This is a genomic window from Dolichospermum flos-aquae CCAP 1403/13F (assembly GCF_012516395.1).
In the GTDB taxonomy this organism is placed as follows: domain Bacteria; phylum Cyanobacteriota; class Cyanobacteriia; order Cyanobacteriales; family Nostocaceae; genus Dolichospermum; species Dolichospermum lemmermannii.
The window spans coordinates 3,559,611-3,581,648 of sequence record NZ_CP051206.1 but is presented as its reverse complement, the minus strand read 5'-3'; the positions used below and the strand labels follow the sequence as shown (position 1 = coordinate 3,581,648).

Annotated in this window: 22 protein-coding genes and 1 pseudogene; 11 read left to right on the top strand and 12 right to left on the bottom strand. The window is 40.4% G+C overall.

Annotated elements, in window-relative coordinates:
- Positions 1–26 precede the first annotated feature (26 nt).
- Together aroQ and HGD76_RS17285 are read right to left on the bottom strand one after the other, a co-directional pair.
- Positions 27–470, bottom strand: coding sequence for a type II 3-dehydroquinate dehydratase (aroQ, locus tag HGD76_RS17290; RefSeq protein ID WP_168696516.1), 444 nt, complete (start codon positions 468–470; stop codon positions 27–29).
- A gap of 25 nt (positions 471–495) precedes the next feature.
- Positions 496–636, bottom strand: coding sequence for a hypothetical protein (locus HGD76_RS17285; protein WP_015081449.1), 141 nt, complete (start codon positions 634–636; stop codon positions 496–498).
- A 244-nt stretch (positions 637–880) separates the two neighbouring features.
- Between HGD76_RS17285 and HGD76_RS17280 the strand changes: the two genes are divergently transcribed.
- Positions 881–1,060 carry a hypothetical protein gene (locus HGD76_RS17280; RefSeq protein WP_233466907.1) on the top strand — a complete coding sequence of 60 codons (180 nt, stop codon included), beginning with the start codon at positions 881–883 and terminating at the stop codon, positions 1,058–1,060.
- On the opposite strand, the gene topA is transcribed toward HGD76_RS17280, so the two are convergent.
- The 4 genes from topA to HGD76_RS17260 all read right to left on the bottom strand — a co-directional run bounded on the left by topA (position 1,029) and on the right by HGD76_RS17260 (position 5,593).
- Entirely contained in the window at positions 1,029–3,659 is a 2,631-nt protein-coding gene (gene topA / locus HGD76_RS17275) for a type I DNA topoisomerase (RefSeq protein ID WP_168696514.1), read from the bottom strand. The two genes, HGD76_RS17280 and topA, sit on opposite strands and share 32 nt — an antisense overlap.
- A gap of 468 nt (positions 3,660–4,127) precedes the next feature.
- A complete protein-coding gene (locus HGD76_RS17270; RefSeq protein ID WP_168696513.1) occupies positions 4,128–4,769 on the bottom strand; it encodes a restriction endonuclease subunit R in 642 nt (213 codons plus the stop codon).
- Positions 4,770–4,821: 52 nt separating this feature from the next.
- Positions 4,822–5,292, bottom strand: coding sequence for a PIN domain-containing protein (locus tag HGD76_RS17265; protein WP_168696512.1), 471 nt, complete (start codon positions 5,290–5,292; stop codon positions 4,822–4,824).
- Positions 5,270–5,593: a hypothetical protein gene (locus HGD76_RS17260; protein WP_053540599.1), complete on the bottom strand. Its 324-nt coding sequence runs from the start codon at positions 5,591–5,593 to the stop codon at positions 5,270–5,272. Before HGD76_RS17260 ends, HGD76_RS17265 begins: the two co-directional genes overlap by 23 nt.
- A gap of 222 nt (positions 5,594–5,815) precedes the next feature.
- Between HGD76_RS17260 and HGD76_RS17255 the strand changes: the two genes are divergently transcribed.
- Positions 5,816–9,856, top strand: coding sequence for a DUF3110 domain-containing protein (locus HGD76_RS17255; RefSeq protein ID WP_210967652.1), 4,041 nt, complete (start codon positions 5,816–5,818; stop codon positions 9,854–9,856).
- On the opposite strand, the gene HGD76_RS17250 is transcribed toward HGD76_RS17255, so the two are convergent.
- Complete coding sequence (locus HGD76_RS17250; protein ID WP_039203326.1) at positions 9,853–10,263, bottom strand: hypothetical protein; 411 nt, start codon at positions 10,261–10,263, stop codon at positions 9,853–9,855. The genes HGD76_RS17255 and HGD76_RS17250 overlap by 4 nt on opposite strands.
- A gap of 176 nt (positions 10,264–10,439) precedes the next feature.
- On the opposite strand from HGD76_RS17250, the gene HGD76_RS17245 reads away from it, so the two are divergent.
- The 4 genes from HGD76_RS17245 (at position 10,440) to HGD76_RS17230 (ending at position 11,746) form a co-directional block, all read left to right on the top strand.
- Positions 10,440–10,718 (top strand): ribbon-helix-helix domain-containing protein, encoded by a 279-nt coding sequence (locus HGD76_RS17245; protein WP_233466906.1) that lies wholly within the window; start codon positions 10,440–10,442, stop codon positions 10,716–10,718.
- On the top strand, positions 10,705–11,124 hold the full coding sequence (locus HGD76_RS17240; RefSeq protein ID WP_168696511.1) for a type II toxin-antitoxin system VapC family toxin: 420 nt from the start codon (positions 10,705–10,707) through the stop codon (positions 11,122–11,124). Before HGD76_RS17245 ends, HGD76_RS17240 begins: the two co-directional genes overlap by 14 nt.
- Positions 11,125–11,279: 155 nt before the next feature.
- Entirely contained in the window at positions 11,280–11,561 is a 282-nt protein-coding gene (locus HGD76_RS17235; protein WP_039203329.1) for a type II toxin-antitoxin system HicB family antitoxin, read from the top strand.
- Positions 11,561–11,746 (top strand): type II toxin-antitoxin system HicA family toxin, encoded by a 186-nt coding sequence (locus tag HGD76_RS17230; RefSeq protein WP_053540596.1) that lies wholly within the window; start codon positions 11,561–11,563, stop codon positions 11,744–11,746. The genes HGD76_RS17235 and HGD76_RS17230 overlap by 1 nt, the downstream gene beginning before the upstream one ends.
- A 161-nt stretch (positions 11,747–11,907) precedes the next feature.
- Here HGD76_RS17230 and HGD76_RS17225 read toward each other — a convergent pair whose 3' ends face one another.
- From HGD76_RS17225 to HGD76_RS25950, 3 genes and pseudogenes are all read right to left on the bottom strand, one after another.
- The gene (locus tag HGD76_RS17225; RefSeq protein ID WP_168696510.1) at positions 11,908–12,483 is read right to left on the bottom strand and encodes a Uma2 family endonuclease; all 576 of its coding nucleotides are present in this window, start codon (positions 12,481–12,483) and stop codon (positions 11,908–11,910) included.
- 326 nt (positions 12,484–12,809) lie between these two features.
- Positions 12,810–12,944: pseudogene (locus HGD76_RS17220) on the bottom strand (DNA cytosine methyltransferase); the annotation flags it as partial.
- A gap of 98 nt (positions 12,945–13,042) precedes the next feature.
- Entirely contained in the window at positions 13,043–13,174 is a 132-nt protein-coding gene (locus HGD76_RS25950; RefSeq protein WP_267904262.1) for a hypothetical protein, read from the bottom strand.
- A 9-nt stretch (positions 13,175–13,183) separates the two neighbouring features.
- Here HGD76_RS25950 and HGD76_RS17215 point away from each other — a divergent pair, with 9 nt between their 5' ends.
- The gene (locus HGD76_RS17215) at positions 13,184–14,383 is read left to right on the top strand and encodes a Coenzyme F420 hydrogenase/dehydrogenase, beta subunit C-terminal domain (protein WP_168696509.1); all 1,200 of its coding nucleotides are present in this window, start codon (positions 13,184–13,186) and stop codon (positions 14,381–14,383) included.
- A 77-nt stretch (positions 14,384–14,460) separates the two neighbouring features.
- Positions 14,461–14,838, top strand: coding sequence for a GxxExxY protein (locus HGD76_RS17210; protein ID WP_015083210.1), 378 nt, complete (start codon positions 14,461–14,463; stop codon positions 14,836–14,838).
- Between the two features lie 67 nt (positions 14,839–14,905).
- On the opposite strand, the gene HGD76_RS17205 is transcribed toward HGD76_RS17210, so the two are convergent.
- On the bottom strand, positions 14,906–16,135 hold the full coding sequence (locus tag HGD76_RS17205) for a methionine gamma-lyase family protein (RefSeq protein WP_168697481.1): 1,230 nt from the start codon (positions 16,133–16,135) through the stop codon (positions 14,906–14,908).
- Positions 16,136–16,221: 86 nt separating this feature from the next.
- Here HGD76_RS17205 and HGD76_RS17200 point away from each other — a divergent pair, with 86 nt between their 5' ends.
- The 3 genes from HGD76_RS17200 (at position 16,222) to HGD76_RS17190 (ending at position 19,574) form a co-directional block, all read left to right on the top strand.
- Entirely contained in the window at positions 16,222–17,037 is an 816-nt protein-coding gene (locus HGD76_RS17200; protein ID WP_168696508.1) for an acyl-CoA desaturase, read from the top strand.
- Positions 17,038–17,266: 229 nt separating this feature from the next.
- The gene (locus HGD76_RS17195; RefSeq protein ID WP_015083213.1) at positions 17,267–18,340 is read left to right on the top strand and encodes a fatty acid desaturase; all 1,074 of its coding nucleotides are present in this window, start codon (positions 17,267–17,269) and stop codon (positions 18,338–18,340) included.
- A gap of 157 nt (positions 18,341–18,497) precedes the next feature.
- Positions 18,498–19,574, top strand: coding sequence for a fatty acid desaturase (locus HGD76_RS17190; RefSeq protein ID WP_168696507.1), 1,077 nt, complete (start codon positions 18,498–18,500; stop codon positions 19,572–19,574).
- 740 nt (positions 19,575–20,314) lie between these two features.
- On the opposite strand, the gene HGD76_RS17185 is transcribed toward HGD76_RS17190, so the two are convergent.
- Entirely contained in the window at positions 20,315–22,027 is a 1,713-nt protein-coding gene (locus HGD76_RS17185) for a diflavin flavoprotein (protein ID WP_168697480.1), read from the bottom strand.
- Positions 22,028–22,038 lie beyond the last annotated feature (11 nt).

Here is a 22,038-nt window from a genome sequence, read left to right as displayed (position 1 = left end):
CTTCTTCCCTGTCACCTGTCACCTAATTACTGCCTTAAATGGTACACCAGTGCTTGTAAGCCTAACAAATAACTTTGAGCGCCAAAGCCACTGATTTGGCCAATTACCACTGGTGCGATATAAGAATGATGGCGGAAATCTTCCCGACGATAAATATTACTTAGATGTACTTCGACAGTAGGTAAATTAACGGCAGCGATCGCATCCCTCAAAGCTACACTAGTATGAGTGTAAGCCCCAGCATTAATGACAATCCCCTGATGCTTTCCTAATGCCCCGTGTATAGCATCTACTAAAACCCCTTCATGATTTGACTGCACGGGCAACATTTCGGCTTGTAGTTCCATTGCTTTAGACTCTAACAAGCGATTAATTTCTGCTAAAGTTAAAGAACCATAAATTCCCGGTTCTCTGAGTCCTAGCAAATTTAGATTTGGACCGTGCAGCACAAGAATACTTAAAGCTGGCAAATTCAACTCTCACACCTTCAATATTTTAGCGTCGTCGCCTAGAACGTTCATGTACAGGAATCGGAATCAGTTCCGGTTCGGGTTCAGCCTCTGGACCGAGCAGGCTATCAATTAACTTTCGCGCTAATTCTTTCAGCTTTTCCAGTACCTTTTCTATATAATCCATTAAACTGACGGCTCCTGAGATAGTACCTCAATTTTTTTTAACCGGGTCGCAGAAACTGGCGTATTATCACACCTTTAGACTACAAAAAGGTTGACACATTTCCATAAGTATGATATATGCTACTAGGAAATTCTAATTTTGTGTTCTCCCTTACTTATTAGATTATCACATCCTTAATTAGTAATGGGTAATTGGTGATAGGGAATAGAAGTTTGGGAGTCAGTTGTCAGTTGTCAGTTGTCAGTTGTCAGTAGGGGCGAAGCATTTGGAAGATAAATTATCGGTCATTGCCAAAAATAGTTCTCCAAATGCTTCGCCCGTACAGTTGTCAGTTGTTGGTTGTTGGGAGGAAGAAAACAGAAAAAATTTCCCCTGCTCCCTGCTCCCTACCTCTAACTTGCTGCGTCTTTCTTTTTTCCTCTAGTAGTAGTTGATTTAGTAGCAGTTGATTTAGTGGTTTTGCGGGGAGATTTTGTAGATGCTTTGGCTGAAAGTAATTCAATAGCTGTAGATAGCGTGATATTTTCTACTGATTCACCTTCAGGAAGACTGGCATTAGTTTTCCCATGTTTAATGTAAGGACCATAGGGACCATCATAGATATTGACTGGTGACTCATCTTCTGGATGCGTACCCAACTCGCGTAAAGCTTCTTTAGACTTACTCTTAGCAGCAGCCCGTCCTTTTTTCGGTTCTGCCAATAATTCTAAAGCACGATTCAAGGAAATTGTCAAGACATCATCCGTAGATTTTAGAGAACGGTAATCTTTCCCCTCCTTCCCTTGGTCATGGACAACATAGGGGCCAAATCTTCCTAAACTAGCTTGGACTTTGCCACCAGTTTCGGGGTGAGTTCCCAAAGCACGGGGGAGAGATAATAAACCCACAGCCATATCTAAAGTGACGGTTTCTGGTGTCACACCTTTGAGTAAAGAAGCTTGTTTAGGCTTAGGATTTTCCTCAGTTTTATCGCCTAATTGAACATAAGGACCATAAGTACCAAGTTTGATATAAATTGGTTCTCCAGTTTCCGGGTGACGACCGAGTTGGTCAGGTCCGGAAATTTTTTGTTTGAGGAGGATTTCCACCTGTTTGGGGTTCAGGTCAGCCGGGGTGAGGTTTTTGGGGATAGAAGCGGTAATTACTTCCTCACCATTGGTAACTTCGATATAAGGACCATATTTACCAATGCGGACTTTAGCATCTAGATTTTCTAATTCTACAGTTCTAGCTTTACTGGCATCAATTTCGGTTTCCCGTTCCTTCACCAAAGTTTCTAAACCTTGTTCACCAAGATAAAATTTCTTTAAGTAGGGTAGCCATTGAGCTTCACCCGTGGAAATTTCATCCAAGGTTTGCTCCATTTTAGAAGTAAAACTAGGGTCAACAATATCTGGAAAATGTTTTTCCAGTAAATCAGTCACAGCGAAAGCCGTGAAAGTGGGAATTAGGGCATTATTCACCAATTGGGCATAATCTTTATCAATGATTGTGCCAATAATACTGGCGTAGGTACTAGGACGACCAATACCTTCACTTTCTAAGGTTTTTACCAAAGTTGCTTCGGTGTAACGGGCGGGAGGTTGGGTTTCATGACCTACCGCTTCCAGTTCATTGCATTTGGGATGATCACCAACTTTCAGCGCAGGTAGAATTACTTCTTGGTCTTCTAAAGCGGCTTCAGGATCATCCGAACCTTCGACATAGGCGCGGAGGTAGCCAGGAAAATCTATGCGCTTACCAGAGGAACGAAAACCAGCGTCTTCAACTTGGATTTGCACAGTAACTTGAGTTTGGCGAGAATCAGCCATTTGTGAGGCGACGGTGCGCTTCCAAATCAAATCATAAACAGCAAATTCTCGTCCAGCTAAACCTGTGTCTTGGGGTGTGCGGAAACTACTACCAGCGGGACGAATGGCTTCGTGAGCTTCTTGTGCGCCTTTAGATTTGGTCGTGTATTGTCTAGGTTGGGGACTAAGGTATTGTTTTCCATATTTTTGCTCCACACAAGCACGGGCAGCAGTAATCGCTTGGTCGGACAAATGTACCGAATCTGTCCGCATGTAGGTAATATACCCCTGCTCATACAAATTTTGAGCCACTCGCATCGTATCCCGTGCCGATAAGCGCAACTTGCGGTTAGATTCTTGTTGCAGTGTGGAAGTAGTGAACGGTGGCGCTGGTTTGCGGGTGACAGGACGTTCTTCCATATCCGCCACTGTCCAAGTTTTCCCTTCTAGGCGGGCTTTTAGGGCTTCGGCTTCTTCCTCGTTGAGTAATACAACATTACGCCCGGCGGTAATTCTGCCAGTGGTTGAGTCAAAATCGCTGCCTGTGGCAACTTTCGTACCGCCAAGAGTCACTAAAACCGCGCTAAAGGGACTTTTTTCCTGTTCTAGACTGGCTTTTAAATCCCAGTATGTGCCTTCATGGAAATCCCGACGCTGGCGTTCTTTAATTACTAATAGACGTACTGCTACAGATTGCACTCGCCCAGCGGATAACCCCCAGGCAATTTTTTTCCACAGCAGCGGCGATAGGGTATATCCTACTAATCGGTCTAAAATTCTTCTGGTTTCTTGGGCGCGAACTACCTGCTCATCAATATTACGGCAGTCTTTCAAAGCTTTTTGAATGGCTTCCTTGGTAATTTCATGAAAGACCATGCGCTTTGTTGGCACTTTCGGCTTGAGCAATTGGTATAAATGCCAACTAATACTTTCCCCTTCCCGGTCTTCGTCTGTGGCTAAAATCAGTTCAGTTACACCTTTGAGGGCTTCTTTAAGCTGAGTGACAATTTTCTTTTTGTCTTTGGGAACGACATAAATCGGTTCAAAGTCGGCTTCTACATTGACCCCAAGCTGCGCCCATTTTTCCCCTTTGACGGCTGCGGGAATTTCACTGGCCGACTGGGGAAGGTCACGGACATGACCCATTGAAGCTTCTACCACATAGTCTTTTGGTAGGTAGTTGCGAATGGTACGAGCTTTTGTGGGAGATTCGACGATAACAAGAGTTGACATGGAAATTTAAAAAGAATAATAGCTATGCAGCTAAATAGTTAAGTTGGATTAATTTTTGCGAAATGTCAAGATGAAATATCACGCCTCAGCAGTGATTGTATACTTACACAAACTGCCCAACAGGGGTAAATCTTTCTCAACTTCAGGTACAGTGATCTTTTTGAGAATGCTAGAAGTAACCTTTGAGAGTCAATTGTCAGTTATTTCCATCTTTAACTTATCTAGTACATATTTGACGACTATAGTTTGTAAAATATCCCTGGAATTTAATAGTACAAGACTCACAGTTGTTAAAGGTTGGGGAAATAAATAATTTAAAATTAGCTTAATTTTTCTAATTTGCCATTTTTTTATAGGTGCTGTGTCAAAATTAACTTATACAGGAAGAAATGCTAAAAGTATATAAATTACACCTGTAAACTTGATTGTTAGCGTCTTAATACCTGATGATATTCTTCGAGCCATCGCCTAACTTCTTGAACTGCCAATATAAGCCCCAATTTGTTTAAGCCCCTGTAAAACTTGAATACGTTCTGCTGTATTTTCAAGTAACCGATAAGTGTGAGATCGCGTATATTGAGGGACATCTTGGTGGCGATTGCATTTCAAAAACAATACTTCTCTGCCATTTGTCACCATTCCATAGCAACTTGACTGCAAATTAGGAGCGCTCAACAAATAAGTAAGTGCTTGGGGAATTCCTGCGGTAACGTCCAGCCTTGCAGGTTTTGATTCGATTACCAAAATCCAAAAACTATCTTGGATTACCAAAATATCAATTCTGCCTTGAACCGCTATAGCATTAGCTTCATCAGCAACTTCGATACTGGTACTTACTTCTGCTTTTACCAAAAAAGGAAATTGATAGAAACCAGCCAAATCTAGCAATGGCGACACCACAACAAGCTTAACAATTTCTTCAAGGGGCGCTTCTTCTTGACTGAGATAGTTATAGTTGCGAGTGAGGCGATCTAGTCCTTGTAGTTCCGCTTCCGTTAGTGTTGGTGAATTATTTAACCATTCATCAAAAAAGCGATCGCTAGTGTCGAGTCTCAAGCCAAAGGTTTGACGGAGATTGCTAAGGGTAAGGCTACTAGCATTTGTAATCACAGTTAAATCCTTGTAGTATTTACATGAATTTTAGAAGTTTAGTTCTCGTAGCTTATGGGGCATATTTTTGTAAAAACTCGCTTGGAGTGAAACATTCAAATTCTTCAGTTTGCTCGACAAGTGCGCGAATTAGTTTATAATTTCTGGATACAAAACATTTTGCTTTTCCTTGCTTGGCAGTCAGGTAAACACCTGCATCTTCACGGGGAATTATGCCAGCATCAGCGATTGCTTGAATATCTTGGTCTTCTACAAATATGAAATCTACTTTCAATTGCTGCCAAAGTCTTGTTAACAGACCACTTGACCAGTCTTTGTTTTGCAAGCGTTTACCAACTCGTAAAATTTGATCGATAAGTTCTTGAGAGAAGATAACTCTAGTTTGCTCATCGCTATTTTTATCACTTACTAGTAAGGATAAAATTTTGCTTTCATCGCTGTCTAAATCAAGCGATCCCAGAATGTAGATATTTGTGTCGAGAAATACCGATTTAGGTAAACTAGAACTTGATTTCACTGTCATTTAGCCTTTGCTCTCTTTCTGTGGATATTTCTTGTTTTACGTCCTGAATAAGTTCCATAATTTTGTCGGTCGAGTCATAGCCAGATTTGGTAAAAAGTTGATGGGACATAGTTGCAAATCCTTCGTTTGATAGCTGTTCTCGGCGATTACTAATTCCTATCAAATATTGAAACATTTCTAAACTTAACAGCACTGCTTTTTGCTGCCCTTCTTGAACTAAGGCGATCGCTTCTCCCTTAGAGTTGGCTTGTTGGATTAGCCCAGAAAGCTCTTGATTGTCCCGTACATTTGCTTCTAGCATATAATTTGCTGTTTTGAAGTCAGTTATAATTTTATTCTATGTTATGCGATTCCCACGGAGCGCTTCGCTATCGCCTAAAAATCACGACTCACAGTAATGTAACCCCACTTAACTTTAGTACGATCGCTCGGTATCACGCAATATTACGCTAAACTATGATTTATGTAATTATTTGATTGATTATAATTCTATTTTAACTATTTGGGGTTGGAGGGTACGGTTATGGATGAAGCGAGATTACAAGCTTATGTTAATTTAATTGAACAATTGCTTGCTTGTGCTGATGGTGAGGAACTCAATAATATTCTGCAAGCAAATCAGGAATTGATTGATACCCAATTTTTGCAGGAGATGGAAAACTGTGCAACATGGTTAGAAGAACAAGGAAATAATAATAATGCGGCTTGGTTACGGGATATAGAGCAACAGTTGGGGCAATATCTCAACCCTCAAGCCAATCCTACTCAGCCATCTAATCAGTTACCTCAAACTGTTTATGTTCTTCTCTACAATGCGGGAACAGATAATGAGGGAATTCATACAATAAGTAGCCAAGAGAAAGAAACAATATTACTGTTTGAATCTTCAGCAGATGCAACTAATTTTGCACGACAATTAGGAGAACATAATTTTCCAGTACCGAGTGTTGAAATACTAGAAACCAAAACAATTATCTCTTTTTGTGAGGAGATGGGTTATGACTGGGAATTTGTACCAGAGGGAGCAAATCGAACTCCTCCTGTTAATAGTGAAGTTGGGGATAAAGCTGATAAGTTAGAAACTGCGATCTCTTGTTACCAAGAAAATCCGAAAGTATATACCAGTGAAGCCTTTTCTTATGATAGATTACAAGCTTATACTAATTTAATTGAACAGTTACTCGCTTGTGCTAATGATGGGGAACTCAATAATATTCTGCAAGCAAATCAGGAATTGATTGATCCCGAATTTTTGCAGGTGATGGAAAACTGTGCAACATGGTTAGAACAACAAGGAAATAATAATGATGCGGCTTGGTTACGGTATATACCGCAACAGTTGGGGCAATATCTCAACCCTCAAGCGGGAAGTATAGAGGAATATCAGGGGTTTTTATTAGAATTATTAGAAGCAGAAGCAGAGAGTAATGATCCTGCGGTAGTTTATACGATCCTACAACGGGGTCAACATCTGTTAGATGATACTTTTCCCCAACTGTTGCAACAATTCGCTAGAAATGTGTTTTCTCAAGAGAATGCACAAGATGTGGCATTTACTGCCGGGGTGATTCAAAATTTATGTAATAATATTGCACAGTTTCCCTTGGGAAGTCGGGCTAATAATCTGGAAATTGCTATTACAGGCTATCAGACCCTCTCAGAAGTATATACCCGTGAAGCTTTTCCTGAATATTGGGCAACGACACAAAATAATCTGGGGTCTGCTTATCAAATTCGCATCAGAGGGGAAAGAGAATATAATCTAGAGTTAGCTATTGCGGCTTATCACCTGTCATTAGAAGTATATACCCGTGAAGCTTTTCCTGAAGATTGGGCAAGGTCACAAAATAATCTGGGGAATGCTTATGGAGATCGCATTCTTGGGGAAAGGGCAGATAATCTAGAGTTAGCGATCGCAGCGTATAAACTGTCTTTAGAAGTAACAACCCGTGAAGCATTTCCAGTAGATTGGGCGATGACACAAAATAATCTAGGGAATGCTTATAGTTATCGCATTCTTGGGGAAAGGGCAGATAATCTAGAGTTAGCTATTGCCGCTTTAAACCTGTCTTTAGAAGTCTATACCCGTGAAGCCTTTCCTGAAAGATGGGCAGGGATACAAAATAATCTGGGGAATGCTTATGGAAATCGCATTCTTGGGGAAAGGGCAGATAATACAGAGTTAGCTATTGCAGCTTATAACCAGTCTTTAGAAGTATTAACCTGTGAAGCCTTTCCTGAACAATGGGCAAGGTCACAAAATAATCTGGGGAATGCTTATAGAGATCGCATTCTTGGGGAAAGGGCAGATAATCTAGAGTTAGCGATCACAGCTTTTAACTTATCTTTAGAAGTATATACCCGTGAAGCTTTTCCTGAAGATTGGGCAAGGTCACAAAATAATCTGGGGAATGCTTATGGAAATCGCATTCTTGGGGAAAGGGCAGATAATCTAGAGTTAGCTATTGCAGCTTTTAACCTATCTTTAGAAGTAAGAACCCGTGAAGCTTTTCCTGAAGATTGGGCAAGGTCACAAAATAATCTGGGGAATGCTTATGGAAATCGCATTCTTGGGGAAAGGGCAGATAATCTAGAGTTAGCTATTGCAGCTTTTAACCAGTCTTTAGAAGTCTATACCCGTGAAGGCTTTCCTGAATATTGGGCAAGATCACAAAATAATCTGGGGGCAGCTTATAATAATCGCATCAGAGGGGAAAGAGCAGCTAATCTAGAGTTAGCTATTGCAGCTTTTAACCAGTCTTTAGAAGTATTTACCCCCACTGCTTTTCCTACAGACTGTTTACGAACAGGACGAAACTTAGGACATACTGCTAACTTTATTATCGAAGATTGGGAAACCGCCATCAAAGGCTACAACTTAGCCATCGAAGCAGTAGAAAATACCCGACTCCAAGCCTTAAACCCCCAACGACAACAAGAAATCCTCTCCGATGCAATGGATGTTTATCATGGCATTGTTCAATCCTATCTCAACCTCAATCAAAAAGATCGCGCCTTAGAATACGTTGAACGCAGCAAAACCCGCTATCTAGTCCAACTGCTAACTGACCGAGATATCTATCCTAAAGGAAATATCCCCCCAACTATTATTACCGAATTAGATCGCCTCCGTCGTGCCATTATTGGGGAAGAACAACAGTTAGCCATCCAAGAACAAACCCGCAATAGGGGAGTGATTTTAACCCCAGATCAACAAAAACAACCCATCTTAAATGACTATACTCACCTCAATCATTTAAAACAAGAATTAAATCAACTCATTGACCGAGAAATAACCCCCATTGATCCCACTTTTAGCTTAACTCAAAAAGTTCAAACTATTCCCTTAACTGAGATTCAATCCTTAATTGATCAACAAACTGCAATTTTAGAATGGTATATTGCAGGGGATAGTATTATGGCGTTTGTTGTAACTTCCCAAAGATTAAAAGTTTGGCAATCTTCAACAACAGATCGAGACAAATTGATTAATTTTATTAAAGATTATCGTGAGGCATACGAAAATAATAAAACCGAGTGGATTAAAAATCTTAATTCTTGTTTAAATCAACTATCAAAAATTCTCCACATTGATGAACTTTTAGAACTGATTCCCCAAGACTGCACACGGTTAATCATTATTCCCCATTGGTTTTTACATATTATTCCCCTGCATTGTTTACCCCTACAAAATGGACAATTTCTCTATCAAAGCTTTTCTAAAGGTGTCGGATACGTTCCCAGTTGCCAACTTTTAAAACTGGTAAAATCATCACAGCGTGAAAACTTTGATCGTCTTTTTGCTATTAAAAACCCTACAAGAAAAGGACTAAAACCCCTTTTAGGAGCAAATCTAGAAATAGAGAGAATTAGTCAAGGATTTGATGCTGAAAAAACCATTATTATTGGTGAATCAGAAGCATCAGAACAAACCCTAGAAAACCGTCGTCAGGAATTACAAGCATCCCATTGTATTCACTTTTCTTGTCATGGTAAATTTGATAATAAATCTCCTAGAGATTCCGCTTTAATGTTAGCAGATCCAGAAGGCAACTTAGGAGAATCAGCCAATCTAACCCTAGCAGAAGTCTTTGAAAAACTTGATTTAAGAGAATGCCGTTTAGTCACCTTTTCCGCTTGTGAAAGTGGCATAATCGAAAGTAAAGCTGATAGTATCAGTGATGAATATGTGGGTTTACCCAGTGGTTTTCTATTTGCAGGGAGTTCTAGTGTTGTTAGCACCCTTTGGACAGTAGATCCTCTAGCAACAACGTTATTTATGACTAAGTTTTATCACGATCTTAAACGAATTTCTATCCAAGATCAAGGGAGTATTGCTATTGTTTTAAATAACACTCAAACTTGGTTAAGAACTCTCACCAGTAAGAAGTTAGGAAGAATTAAAAACAACTCCGAATTTCAAAAATTATTAATTGAAGCATTTGCCGATAATAAACGCGATCGCAATAAATTTAAAGACTTATTAGAAGCTGCGGTTAAACGTCAACCCTATCCATTTGAAAGTCCCTATTATTGGACTGCATTTATAGCAACAGGAGTTTAGTCATCGGTGGAAATTTGACAAAACTTGTCCATTCCTTCCTCTTGAACATAAATAGCAATTGGAGTTGATAAAAGTGTCGCAATACCTGGGGGACATAGAAAAGATGCTGCTACCATCTCTGTTAACGTAGGGATAAGTGCAGGGACAATTTTTTCTCGCACAATTTCGTATCTTTGCTGACAAATAGATTCACGACATTTATTAAGAACAATAACAAACCAACGCATATCAGCGTTATCTTCGACTCCTTCAATGCCATTTCGAGTAGCAATGGATTCAGCCGCATCCGCCAAATCTCCATCCCATTCTTCGATTACATCAAGTGCAGCTAAAAAATCAGAATTATCTGCTAGTTCACTGCGATATATTGCAATTTGTTCTGATGTTAACTGGATTGTATCTGTCATATTCATTACCTTTGATAAGTCTTTTTTTGATATTATCCCATTAATTACCCTTGAGAATAACAAACCACGATAGAATAGCGATTCCGACGGAGCGCTTCGCTATCGCCCTATGAGGAAACTATTTGATAACTACTTAACTTTGAATTTTTGGAGCTATAGTATTGTCATACAGAGTTATGACAAGCAAAAATATGAGAGTTAATGCAAGGCTCGATAGCGATCGCGCTAGTAAGTTTAATTACATTCGCCAGCGGACAAATCAAGGTGTGTCTGACATTATGAAAGTGGCGATCGATCTTTATTATGAAAAATTACATCAAGAATCCCCTGTAAAACCTTTGCAACGTCTTAGAGAATCAGGGCTGATTGGTTGTGCTGAAGGGGACTCTGATTTGTCGGTTAATTACAAGCAATATCTCACTGAAAGTCTTAACGAAAAATATGGTAATCGTTGATTCTGGCTTTTGGATAGCACTAATCAATCGCCGTGATGATTATCATGTTCTCGCTCAAGAAGTTTTAGATACGATTGATGAGCCTCTGGTGACAACATGGTGTGTGATTACGGAAGTTTGTCATATTCTCTTGAAACGTACAGGCACAAATGCTCAACAGACGTTTATTCATAGCTTAGAAATTGGTGCTTTTGAGGTTTTTGATCTCAAGGTTCAAGATGGGAAAAGAATCAGTGAATTGATGAATCAATATAGTTCTCTACCAATGGATTTAGCGGACGCTTCATTGATTATTCTTGCTGAACATTTGGGGCATGGGCGGATTTTATCTGTTGATTTTCGGGACTTTAATACTTACCGCTGGAAAAATCGTCATCCTTTTGAGAATTTGATGTCTATTAACTGAAAGTAATGCTATAAATTAGCGATTACTAGGTCGCGCTAGTTCTCTCCGGGACGCAATGCGTTCGCTATCGCCTCTCATCTCCAAAAAAACTGGCCATCACAATTGCCTGTGTTTTATAATAGGAGAATTGTTTATTGCTCTAGGATACATAAATCATGCTTACTTATAAGGCAATGTATAAGTTTTTAGACAAGGGAGTTCATGGGGAAGTATTAGACTTTCCTGGAGCGATTTCTTGGGGAGAAGATTTATCTATAGTCCGTCGTTCTTTGGCGAGTGCATTAGTTGATATGGCAGAGGTTTATTTATCTCAGGGAGAATCTTTACCGTTGCCGAATGAACAATTAACGGAACCCGAAGCGGATTTAGAGGAACCAATTTATTTGATTTTCTCAGCAGCAAATCATGTTCAAGTTGTTCCTAGTTTTGTAGCTTAATGAAACGTCGAGATTTGTTACGTCACCTCAGTCAACATGGCTGTTATTTATTAAGAGAAGGAAGCGAACATTCTATTTGGGAAAATCCCCTTAACGGTCGTCGTACAGCAATTCCTCGTCATAGAGAGATTGTTGACTTTACCGTTTTTAGAATTTGTCGTCAGTTGGAGATACCTGAACCTTAAATCGCCTCCTAAAACCAATAAAAAGCGATCCCTAGTCCTGAAAATCACAACTCACAGGAATAGCGATTCCTAGGTCGCGCTTCGCTATCGCCTAAAACTCACGACTTACAGGAATAGTGATTCCTGCGGAGTGCTTCGTGATCGCTAACTAATCAATTTCCTTAAAACGTCAAAGTTCTAAACAATTCGCTGACTGCAACCTTGAAGTTTAAAATTACATCTTCTCCATCTAAAATATCATTACCTCGCAATAGGAGATCGGGCTGAGGACTATGGTAAACCAGCACATATCTTTCATCAGGATGGATTACCCACAGCAGTCTAGTTCCACTTTCAAAATATTCTTCAATCTTGTTGTGAATTTCGTCAAAAGTGTTGCCTGGAGAGATAATCTCAACAACTAGATCGGGCGCACCATCAAAAAAGCCTTTAGGTAATAGTTTTATCCCAATCAATCGCTCTTTACTAACAAAAGAAATATCGGGTGACCGCTTATTATCTCTCTTCATCTTAAATGCTGTACTAGAGTCGCAAGTAACGCCAAGATTATGCTGCCTTACAAATATCTCGATTAGCCCACCAAGGAATATGCCAATATTCCCATGCTCCATGCCTGAATTGCCCAAGTTTATCAACTCTCCATCTACAATTTCGTAACGATTGCCATCATCAGCTAAAGCCATAAACTCTTCATCAGTCCAAACTTTATCCTTTATTCTTTCTAAGATAACTGTCATATTTATTCAAGTCCTTGTAATTTTTAAACAAAGCAATTCGTTTACATGACTAGCTGAGTGATTTCTTTATTTAATACTAACCCAAATATAAATCCAATTTCATCCCCACAACAAGCGATTCCTAGGTCGCGCTTCGCTATCGCCTAAAAATCACGACTCACAGAAATAGCGATCGCCTTTAGAAGATAGATTGTTGGTGCGATCGCACTTGACTTAAATCTAAAGCAGAAATCTATGGTATTTTGTGTTTATTAGAGTAATTAAACAGCTATTGCGTTGGAAATTTTTGTTATGCCCTTATTGACGATACACGAGAAAGTGTAAATTTAAAAGTAACTTTCTGAAAGACTGTTTCCTATCTGTGCCGCTAATATTGGTGGAACGGCGTTACCGACTTGAGTAAATTGTCGTGCCGATGCACCCATAAAAATATAATCTTTCGGAAATGTTTGGAGGTGGGCGCATTCCCGAACACATGAACAACACTATATGCCAGTTTATCAACTGTAACAGGTACAATCAAAGACTGAACCTTGTCCACTACTTCCTGTCTAGTGCTTCAACAAGCAACCGCACCGGGAAAATCAATCGCTTCCGCAATAAAGCGTCCGTTTTCCTCTATTTCAATTTCTATCTTTAAGTTCACAACCCCTAACGGTAAGGTAATAAAAGCGATATTTGAATAAAACAAACAAAATAAATGACCTCCATAGACTCCAGCAAACACAAAAAAGCCAAAGCCCTCAAACCCGGAAGCGTGCGCCCCGCCAAAGAACTCTGTAGCGAATGCGGACTATGCGACACCTACTATATCCACTACGTCAAAGAAGCCTGCGCCTTCATTACCCAAAGAATAGACGAACTAGAAACCACCACCCATAACCGCCCCCGCAACCTAGAAGACGAAAACGAACTATATTTTGGCGTACACCAAGAAATGATGTCCGCCAGAAAACAACAACCAATAGAAGGCGCACAATGGACAGGAATAGTTAGCAGCATAGCCATAGAAATGCTCAATCGTGGCTTAGTCGAAGGCGTAGTCTGTGTCCAAAACAGCAAAGAAGACCGCTTTCAACCCATGCCCATCATCGCCCGCACACCCGAAGAAATACTAGCAGCCAAAGTCAATAAACCTACCCTATCCCCCAACCTATCCGTATTAGAACAGATAGAAAAATCAGGAATGAAGAGGTTATTAGTCATCGGAGTAGGTTGTCAAATCCAAGCATTACGAGCCGTAGAGAAAAAACTCGGCTTAGAAAAACTCTACGTACTGGGAACACCATGCGTAGATAACGTTACCCGCGCCGGACTGCAAAAATTCCTAGAAACAACCAGCCGTTCCCCCCAAACAGTAGTCAGCTACGAATTCATGCAAGACTTCCGAGTCCACTTCAAACACGAAGACGGTTCAGAAGAAACAGTCCCCTTCTTCGGCTTAAAAACCAACGTCCTCAAAGACATCTTCGCCCCATCATGTATGAGTTGCTTCGATTACGTCAACTCCCTCGCTGATATCGTCGTCGGGTATATGGGCGCACCTTACCAATGGCAATGGATAGTAGTCAGAAACGATACAGGCAAAGAAATGCTCGAACTGGTAAAAGACCAACTCAACACCCAGCCAGTCACGTCCCAAGGAAACCGCAAACCAGCAGTACAGCAAAGCATACCAGCTTATGATCAAGCCGTCACCTTACCCATGTGGGCAGCGAAATTAATGGGAGTAGTCATAGATAAAATTGGACCAAAAGGACTGGAATATGCGAGATTTTCCATAGATTCGCACTTTGCGAGAAATTACTTATATGTGAAGCGGAATCATGGAGAAAAATTAGAAGCTCATGTACCGGAGTTTGCGAAACGGATAGTGGGGCAGTATAAGTTACCGGAATAAGATTTCGCGCAAAGGCGCAGAGGAGCAAAGGCGCAAAGGGAAGAAGAAGGAGGTAAGGTATTAAGAAGGAGGTTTATATGACTGAGAATGAAATAGCGACTCAGATTGTTGATGCTGCTTATAAGATTCATACCAGATTAGGACCAGGGTTGTTTGAATCTGTGTATGAGACTGTTTTGGCTTATGAATTGGAGAGTAGAGGTTTACAGGTAGCAAGACAACAAGCAATACCTGTAGTTTACGAAAGTGTTCATTTACAGGAAGGGTTTCGGGCAGACATCATAGTTGAAAACAAAGTCATCATTGAAATCAAATCCCTAGAAACCCTCCACCCTGTACACAAAAAACAACTTATCACCTATCTAACTCTTGCCAATATACGCCTTGGACTACTCATCAACTTTGGTGAAGTCCTCATCAAAGACGGCATTAAACGCATAGCCAACAAACTTTAACCTCTTCCTTCTCTTCCCTCTCTTCCTTTGCGCCTTTGCTCCTTAGCGACTTTGCGCGAAACTATTCTTAATTCTCCCCCACAGCCTCAATAGCCGCTTGTAAAGCAATAGATACATGAGTCCAATGAGTCCCCCCTTGGCAATAAACCACATAAGGCTCACGCAATGGTCCATCTGCCGATAGTTCTAAGGTACTCCCCTCGATAAATGTCCCCCCAGCCATCACCACTTGGCTTTCGTAGCCGGGCATATCGTCGGGTATGGGTTCTAGATAAGATCCTATGGGTGAATGCTGCTGTATGGCTTTACAGAAGGCGATCAGTTTTTTCGCTGAACCGAGTTTAATCGCTTGAATCACGTCTCCTCTGGGTGCTAATGGTGGGGGGTTGACTGGATATCCGAGTTTGTCAAATACATAACCTGTCAGGTATGTTCCTTTCATTGCTTCCCCTACCATCTGTGGGGCTAAAAATAATCCTTGGAATAACAGGCGGTTTTGATCAAAGGTTGCTCCTCCTTCGCTACCAATACCGGGGGCTGTGAGTCTACAAGCGGCTGCTTCTACTAGGTCGGCGCGTCCGGCTATATAACCACCTGCACTCACGACTGTACCTCCAGGATTTTTGATCAATGATCCGGCTATGAGGTCAGCACCAATATGGGTTGGTTCTTGGGTTTCGATGAATTCGCCGTAGCAGTTGTCTACAAAACAAACGGTGTTCGGGTTTTGCTGTTTAACGATGTGAACAATTTTTTCTATGTCGGCTATGGAGAGGCTTGGCCTCCATGAATATCCGCAGGAACGTTGAATCAATACTAACTTTGTGTTGTCGGTAATGCTAGTGTTTAAGTTTTGCCAATCTATTTTTCCTTGATCAGTTAGTTCCAATTGGCGGTATTTTATGCCAAAATCAATTAGAGAACCTTGGCCTTGTCCTCTCAAGCCAATTACTTCTTCGAGAGTATCGTAGGGAGAACCGACTACTGCTAACATTTCATCCCCAGGACGAAGTACACCATACAGCGCACAAGCGATCGCATGAGTTCCCGAAACAAACTGCACTCGCACCACAGCAGCTTCAGCACCCATTATTTCGGCAAAAACTTTATCTAAGGTTTCTCGTCCTAAATCGTCGTGTCCGTAGCCACTTACGCCTGCAAAATGATGTGCGCCTACTCGGTGATGACGAAAGGCATCTAATACTCTTTTAAGATTATGCTTGACCTGAGCGTCAATACCAGAAAAAATTTCTAATAGTGCCTGTTCTGCTTCCCGCAGCCGTTCAAAGCTGTTCATCATTTCCTCATTCAAAAACATAAAATAGATATGCGGATTTTAGGATCTCGCAGATTAGGCTGAACAATTTCTATTCAGGTTACTGCATGACAATTGCTACTTCTAAACCTCACATTAACTGGGTTAATACCCTATTTTTCGTTACATTGCACGTCGGTGCTCTATTTGCCTTGATTCCTAGCAATTTTAGCTGGAAGGCAATTGGTGTTGCTTTATTGCTTTACTGGGTGACTGGAGGTTTAGGTATTACTTTGGGATATCACCGCCTTGTCACTCACCGTAGTTTTCAAACGCCTAAATGGCTAGAGTATGTCCTAGTGATTTTTGGAACACTATCTTGTGAAGGTGGTCCAATTGAATGGGTGGGTACACATCGGATTCACCACTTACATTCTGATACTGAATCTGATCCCCATGATTCAAATCAAGGTTTCTGGTGGAGTCACATGGGTTGGATGATTCATTTTGCTCCTGCTCACGATCAAGTTCCTCGCTTCACTAAAGACATTATTGATGACCCAGTTTATCAGTTTTTACAGAAAAATTTCATTTTATTACAGGTTGCCTTGGGCATAGTCCTATATTTCTTAGGTGGCTGGCCAATGGTAGTTTGGGGAATTTTTGCACGGATTATCTGGGTTTATCACTGTACTTGGTTGGTAAATAGTGCTACTCATAAATTCGGATACCGCACCTATGAATCTGGTGACAGATCAACTAATTGTTGGTGGGTTGCTATCCTTGTGTTTGGTGAAGGTTGGCACAATAACCACCATGCGTTTCAATACTCTGCCCGTCATGGTTTGGAATGGTGGGAAATTGATCTGACTTGGATGACAATTCAGTTATTACAATTACTAGGTCTAGCGACAAACGTAAAGCTGGCAGAGAAAAAGGCATAAGCAGATTTTCTGCTCAAAGTCAATAGTTTCATAGTCAATTTTTGGCTGAAAACTATTGACTTTTTGTGTGTAAATAAAGCAATTTTAAATTTATTTTTTTTAATTGCTGACTAACTATCCTAAGTGGTTGTTAAGTTGCTATAATCTCAGAAATTAATGTTACAAAACTTTGCAGCAAGTTACTTTTTTTAGTAACCTTGTCTAGCTGTCTGTTGTTTTTCAGGTATTCATGACTACATCAATCATCAAAAGTCAGGAAATAGCGGTCTCCACAGACCTTGGTAAAGACCAAATAAAACTAAAACATATTATCAAAAGTCTACCCAAGGAATGTTTTCAGAAAAATAGCCGCAAAGCATGGACAACTGTGCTTATCAGTCTATCTATGGCTGCATTAGGCTATTATTTTATCGCAATTTCCCCTTGGTTTCTTCTACCCATAGCGTGGATTTTTACAGGAACTGCTTTAACAGGTTTTTTCGTTATTGGACATGATTGCGCTCATCGTTCATTTGCAAACCGTCGCTGGGTAAATGATTTAGTGGGACATTTCTTTATGATGTTCTTAATTTACCCTTTTCATAGCTGGCGCATTAAACATAATCATCACCATAAACATACCAACAAGCTAGACGAAGACAACGCTTGGCATCCTATTAGAACAGAAACTTTTGCAAGTTGGTCTAAAAGTAGACAGTCTGTCTTTGAGTTGTTTATCAGTAAACGTCTCTGGTGGGTAGGTTCTATTGGCCATTGGGCGGTTGTGCATTTTGATTGGCGCAATTTTCCGAAAAAAGAACAAGATAGTGTTAAATTTTCTGTGGCTGTAGTGGCTGTTTTTGCAGCGATTGTTTTCCCAACTTTGATTATTACAACTGGTGTTTGGGGTTTTATTAAATTCTGGGTTATTCCCTGGATGGTTTACCATTTCTGGATGAGTACCTTCACCATTGTTCACCACACTCTTCCAGATGTTCCTTTTGCAACTGCTAATAAATGGAATGAGGCTTTAGCACAGTTATTTGGAACAGTTCATTGTGATTATCCTCGTTGGGTAGAAATTCTTTGTCACGATATTAATGTTCATGTTCCCCATCATATTTCTACTGCTATTCCTTCCTATAATTTGCGGTTGGCTTACAGCAGCATCAAAGAAAATTGGGGTGCTTATCTCCATGATGAATATAAATTCTCTTGGGGTTTAATGAAGGACATTACTAATCAATGTCAACTTTATAAAACTGATATTGGTTATATAACTTTTGACGAATATCGTGAAGAAAAATTATCAACGGTGAAGTAGTAATTCTTTCTACTTTTAGCACCAATTCTTTTGATTTGGCAATTAACCAAATTTAACCCGGTTTAGGTCAATTGCCAACATCTCAAGTTTGTATTTTAGAGGTCATTAAATATTACCTCACTGTTAATTTCTAATTTACAATCAATTAAATAATCCAGTGCAATTAGATACAATCGAGTTTAATCAAAACCCTAGTTCTGCATCTACTGAAGGTCAAGAAAAATTACCGTTTACTCTTCAGGATTTAAAAGCTGCAATTCCCGCTGAATGTTTTCAGCCAAGTGTAACGAAATCACTTTATTATTTCTTCCGTGATGTTCTGATTGTGGGACTGCTGTATGCAGCGGCTAATTATCTGGATTCTTGGTATTTTTGGCCAGTTTTTTGGGTCATGCAAGGAACTATGTTTTGGGCTTTATTTGTTGTTGGTCATGACTGCGGACATCAATCTTTTTCTAAGCATAAATGGTTGAATGATTTAGTTGGTCATATTACCCATACTTTCATTCTTGTTCCTTATCATGGTTGGAGAATTAGCCACAGAACTCACCACAAGAATACAGGCAGTTTGGAAAATGATGAAAGCTGGTATCCTGTTTCTGAATCTGAGTATGATGAAATGCCTTTATCGCAAAGAATAGGGCGTTTTTATCTGTTCTTATTGGCTTATCCGGTTTATTTATTCAAGCGTTCTCCTGGTAAAGAAGGTTCTCACTTTTCACCTAGTAGCCCACTGTTTAAGCCTTCCGAAAAATGGGACATTATCACCAGCACCACACTTTGGATTAGTATGGTAGTTTTGTTAGGTTTATTCACTTATCAATTTGGTTGGATGGCGTTGTTAAAATACTACGCTGGATCTTACATTGTCTTTATTATTTGGTTGGATTTGGTGACTTTCTTACACCATACTGAACCGGGAATTCCTTGGTATCGTGGGGAAGAATGGACTTTTCTGAAAGGGGCAATTTCTAGTGTTGACAGAGATTATGGAATTTTTAACCACATTCATCATGATATCGGTACTCATGTTGCTCACCACATTTTCTTGAATATGCCTCATTACAATTTGTTGAAAGCGACTGAGGCAATTAAACCAATTATGGGTGAGTATTTCCATGAATCGAAAGAACCAGTTTGGAAGTCTTTGTGGAATTCCGCTATTGGTTGTCATTTTGTTCCAGATACAGGTAGTAAGGTTTATTACACTTCTAAGAGTCAGAATGCAAAATAGTCGGTAGATTTTATGAACTACCCCTGGCTAACTTCATTTGAGCCAGGGGTTTCTACATCCCCGTCTGTTTTTATAAGGGAAATGCCGAAAACCCTTGAAGATGTAGCTTCCTAAGTCAGCTACATCTGTGCTTTAGACAAGGGATGAAGGCTAGAGGCTTTCCTTTATCCTGCATTGACATTAATTTAAAAATTTGAAATTATTTCAAATTTTAACTTACCTTTGGGGGTTAAAGTCCCCTGCTTCTACAAGCAGCGGGTTTTGCGTCGGGGTAAAATCCCCGTTGCAAAACGTAATTCTAAATTCTAAATTCTAAATTCTGCATTCTTTTAATCCATATTCGTGAGACAATTAAATTGTCAGCAAAGACATTAAAAACCTACCGGGGGACTCTCGGAAAGTTACGCTTGTCAGAGATGATTCTGCCAGTAATGGCAAACAGGATCAGGGCAAGAACCCAAATATTTAAGGAACCCTGCCTGAAGCTGGGATAACTGAGAGATATAGACTGAAACTCTCTATAGAATCCCCGCGTCTTTAGACCGGGGAGTGTCAAGCTCACTTTGATTTCTCTCTACGTAATTTTCCTCTGTGACAGTTTGGGGTGCGGAATGTGGGTTAAAATACAAGAACCCCACCCCCAACCCCCTCCCCCTTCGGATTCACCAGTCGCCTACGGTGGGAAACCCGCCTACAGCGCCGGTTCACCGCAAGCGAGGACGGGGGCTATAATATATACTTTAATAGTATGAGCCTGTTTTCCGGTGGTTAATAGCAGTCATAGCATCAGGCTTGAGTAATTTACCGTTGTCTACGGTTGCGTATATTACCCAATGATCACCGCATTCTAGCCGCTGCTGCACTAAACATTCTAGATATGCACAAGCCTCTGTTAAGATGGTACAGCCATTATCCGCTTCGGCTTTGGGGAAGTTAGCAAATCTATCTTCTCCAGGTTGGAAACTCTTGCGAAAATGCTTCATGTATTCCAGATGAACACCTTCAGGGAGGATATTCAAGACAAATTTACCACCAGGATATAATAGAGATTCAACGGCTCGATCTTTAGCGATCGCTACAGTAATTCCCGGTGGATTAAAAGTAGCCTGAGATACCCAAGCACCCATCATCCCTGTAGAAAATTCTCCCTGCTTGGCACTAATTACACAAACAGAACCAATAATCCGGCCTACAGCTTGTTCTGTGGGGGTTGCAGCTTGTTGAGGAACACGCACTTTCTTGGCTTTTCGCAAACTTTGAGCAAAGTCTGTACCGACTTCTTCGCAATATTTGAGAGTAACTTCATCAGGTTTAAACTTGACTTTTAGGGTATCAAAACCAAAACGATAACCAGCGTCTCGGAGTTTGCATTCTACCAAGTCTAAAGCTTCACCACTCCAACCGTAAGAACCAAAGACTCCCGCAGGTTTGGTATTATCACCTGTAGAGAGGACAATCCCTAAAGCGGTATGAATAGGAGTAGGTGCGTGTCCACCTATGGTGGGAGTTCCAATGATAAAACCATCAGCTTCTGCCAATGCAGTGCGGATTTCGTCAGAAGAAGCAAATTCGCAGTTCACAGATTTAACTGCAACGCCACCTTTGGTTAATCCTAAGGCCATTGCTTGTGCTAAGGTGGCAGTGTTACCATAGGCAGAGGCATAGAGAAGTGCTACAGATATTTCTCGATCTTTTTGAGCGCGACTCCACTCACTGTATAATTTTGTTAATTCGATTAAACTGGTGCGTACCAAGGGTCCATGACCGACAGCATACATTCTGACTTGGAAATCGGAAATTTTCTCCAAAGTTGACTCAACATGAGTTGCATGAGGAGCCATGAGGCAATTAAAGTAATAACGTTGGTCTTCTTTGAAAGTTTCCCAATGATCATCAAATACTTCTTCACCGCAGATATGTGCGCCAAATAGCTTATCTGTAAAGAGAATTTGGGTTTGTTGGTCATAAGTACAAAGTGCTTCCGGCCAACGAGGGCTAGGAGTAGGTAAGAATTTCAAAACATGACCTTTACCTAAATCTAGGGTTTCTTTCCCCCGCATGACTAAAACTTTGATATCTTGGTCGGTGAAAGCAGCACGTAAATTATTCGCAGCGGGAAGAGAACAAACAAAGGTAATTTGTGGTGCAAATTGTAAAATTGCTTTTAAAGTTGGGACACGGTTGGGATTAAAATGTCCCAAAATCACATAATCCAACTTTTGCACATTGATTGTTTTCTGTAATGCTTCCAAATAAATTTCTGTAAATCCTTCTACTGGAGGGTCTGTGATAGCAGTTTTATCGGATTCTATTAAATAGCTATTAGAAGTAGTTCCCCGTTCTAGAGCATACTCAATTTCAAATCTTAACCGCGATTTACTCCGCGCTCTCATCACCTTTGTGTTAGTAGCAATTGGTAGGATTTGTACGTCTCTTGGTCTGGAATCGCTCATGGATGCTTGTT

Bases quoted from the DNA above. Each gene is read 5' to 3' on its own strand.
- HGD76_RS17215 (WP_168696509.1), top strand. From the start codon at position 13,184: ATGACCTCCATAGACTCCAGCAAACACAAAAAAGCCAAAGCCCTCAAA.
- HGD76_RS17285 (WP_015081449.1), bottom strand. From the start codon at position 636: ATGGATTATATAGAAAAGGTACTGGAAAAGCTGAAAGAATTAGCGCGA.
- HGD76_RS17240 (WP_168696511.1), top strand. From the start codon at position 10,705: ATGGTAATCGTTGATTCTGGCTTTTGGATAGCACTAATCAATCGCCGT.
- HGD76_RS17235 (WP_039203329.1), top strand. From the start codon at position 11,280: ATGCTTACTTATAAGGCAATGTATAAGTTTTTAGACAAGGGAGTTCAT.
- HGD76_RS17200 (WP_168696508.1), top strand. From the start codon at position 16,222: ATGACAATTGCTACTTCTAAACCTCACATTAACTGGGTTAATACCCTA.
- HGD76_RS17210 (WP_015083210.1), top strand. From the start codon at position 14,461: ATGACTGAGAATGAAATAGCGACTCAGATTGTTGATGCTGCTTATAAG.
- HGD76_RS17250 (WP_039203326.1), bottom strand. From the start codon at position 10,263: ATGACAGATACAATCCAGTTAACATCAGAACAAATTGCAATATATCGC.
- HGD76_RS17195 (WP_015083213.1), top strand. From the start codon at position 17,267: ATGACTACATCAATCATCAAAAGTCAGGAAATAGCGGTCTCCACAGAC.
- HGD76_RS17260 (WP_053540599.1), bottom strand. From the start codon at position 5,593: ATGCTAGAAGCAAATGTACGGGACAATCAAGAGCTTTCTGGGCTAATC.
- HGD76_RS17225 (WP_168696510.1), bottom strand. From the start codon at position 12,483: ATGACAGTTATCTTAGAAAGAATAAAGGATAAAGTTTGGACTGATGAA.
- HGD76_RS17205 (WP_168697481.1), bottom strand. From the start codon at position 16,135: ATGAACAGCTTTGAACGGCTGCGGGAAGCAGAACAGGCACTATTAGAA.
- HGD76_RS17245 (WP_233466906.1), top strand. From the start codon at position 10,440: ATGACAAGCAAAAATATGAGAGTTAATGCAAGGCTCGATAGCGATCGC.
- HGD76_RS17255 (WP_210967652.1), top strand. From the start codon at position 5,816: ATGGATGAAGCGAGATTACAAGCTTATGTTAATTTAATTGAACAATTG.
- HGD76_RS17265 (WP_168696512.1), bottom strand. From the start codon at position 5,292: ATGACAGTGAAATCAAGTTCTAGTTTACCTAAATCGGTATTTCTCGAC.
- HGD76_RS17230 (WP_053540596.1), top strand. From the start codon at position 11,561: ATGAAACGTCGAGATTTGTTACGTCACCTCAGTCAACATGGCTGTTAT.
- topA (WP_168696514.1), bottom strand. From the start codon at position 3,659: ATGTCAACTCTTGTTATCGTCGAATCTCCCACAAAAGCTCGTACCATT.
- HGD76_RS17185 (WP_168697480.1), bottom strand. From the start codon at position 22,027: ATGAGCGATTCCAGACCAAGAGACGTACAAATCCTACCAATTGCTACT.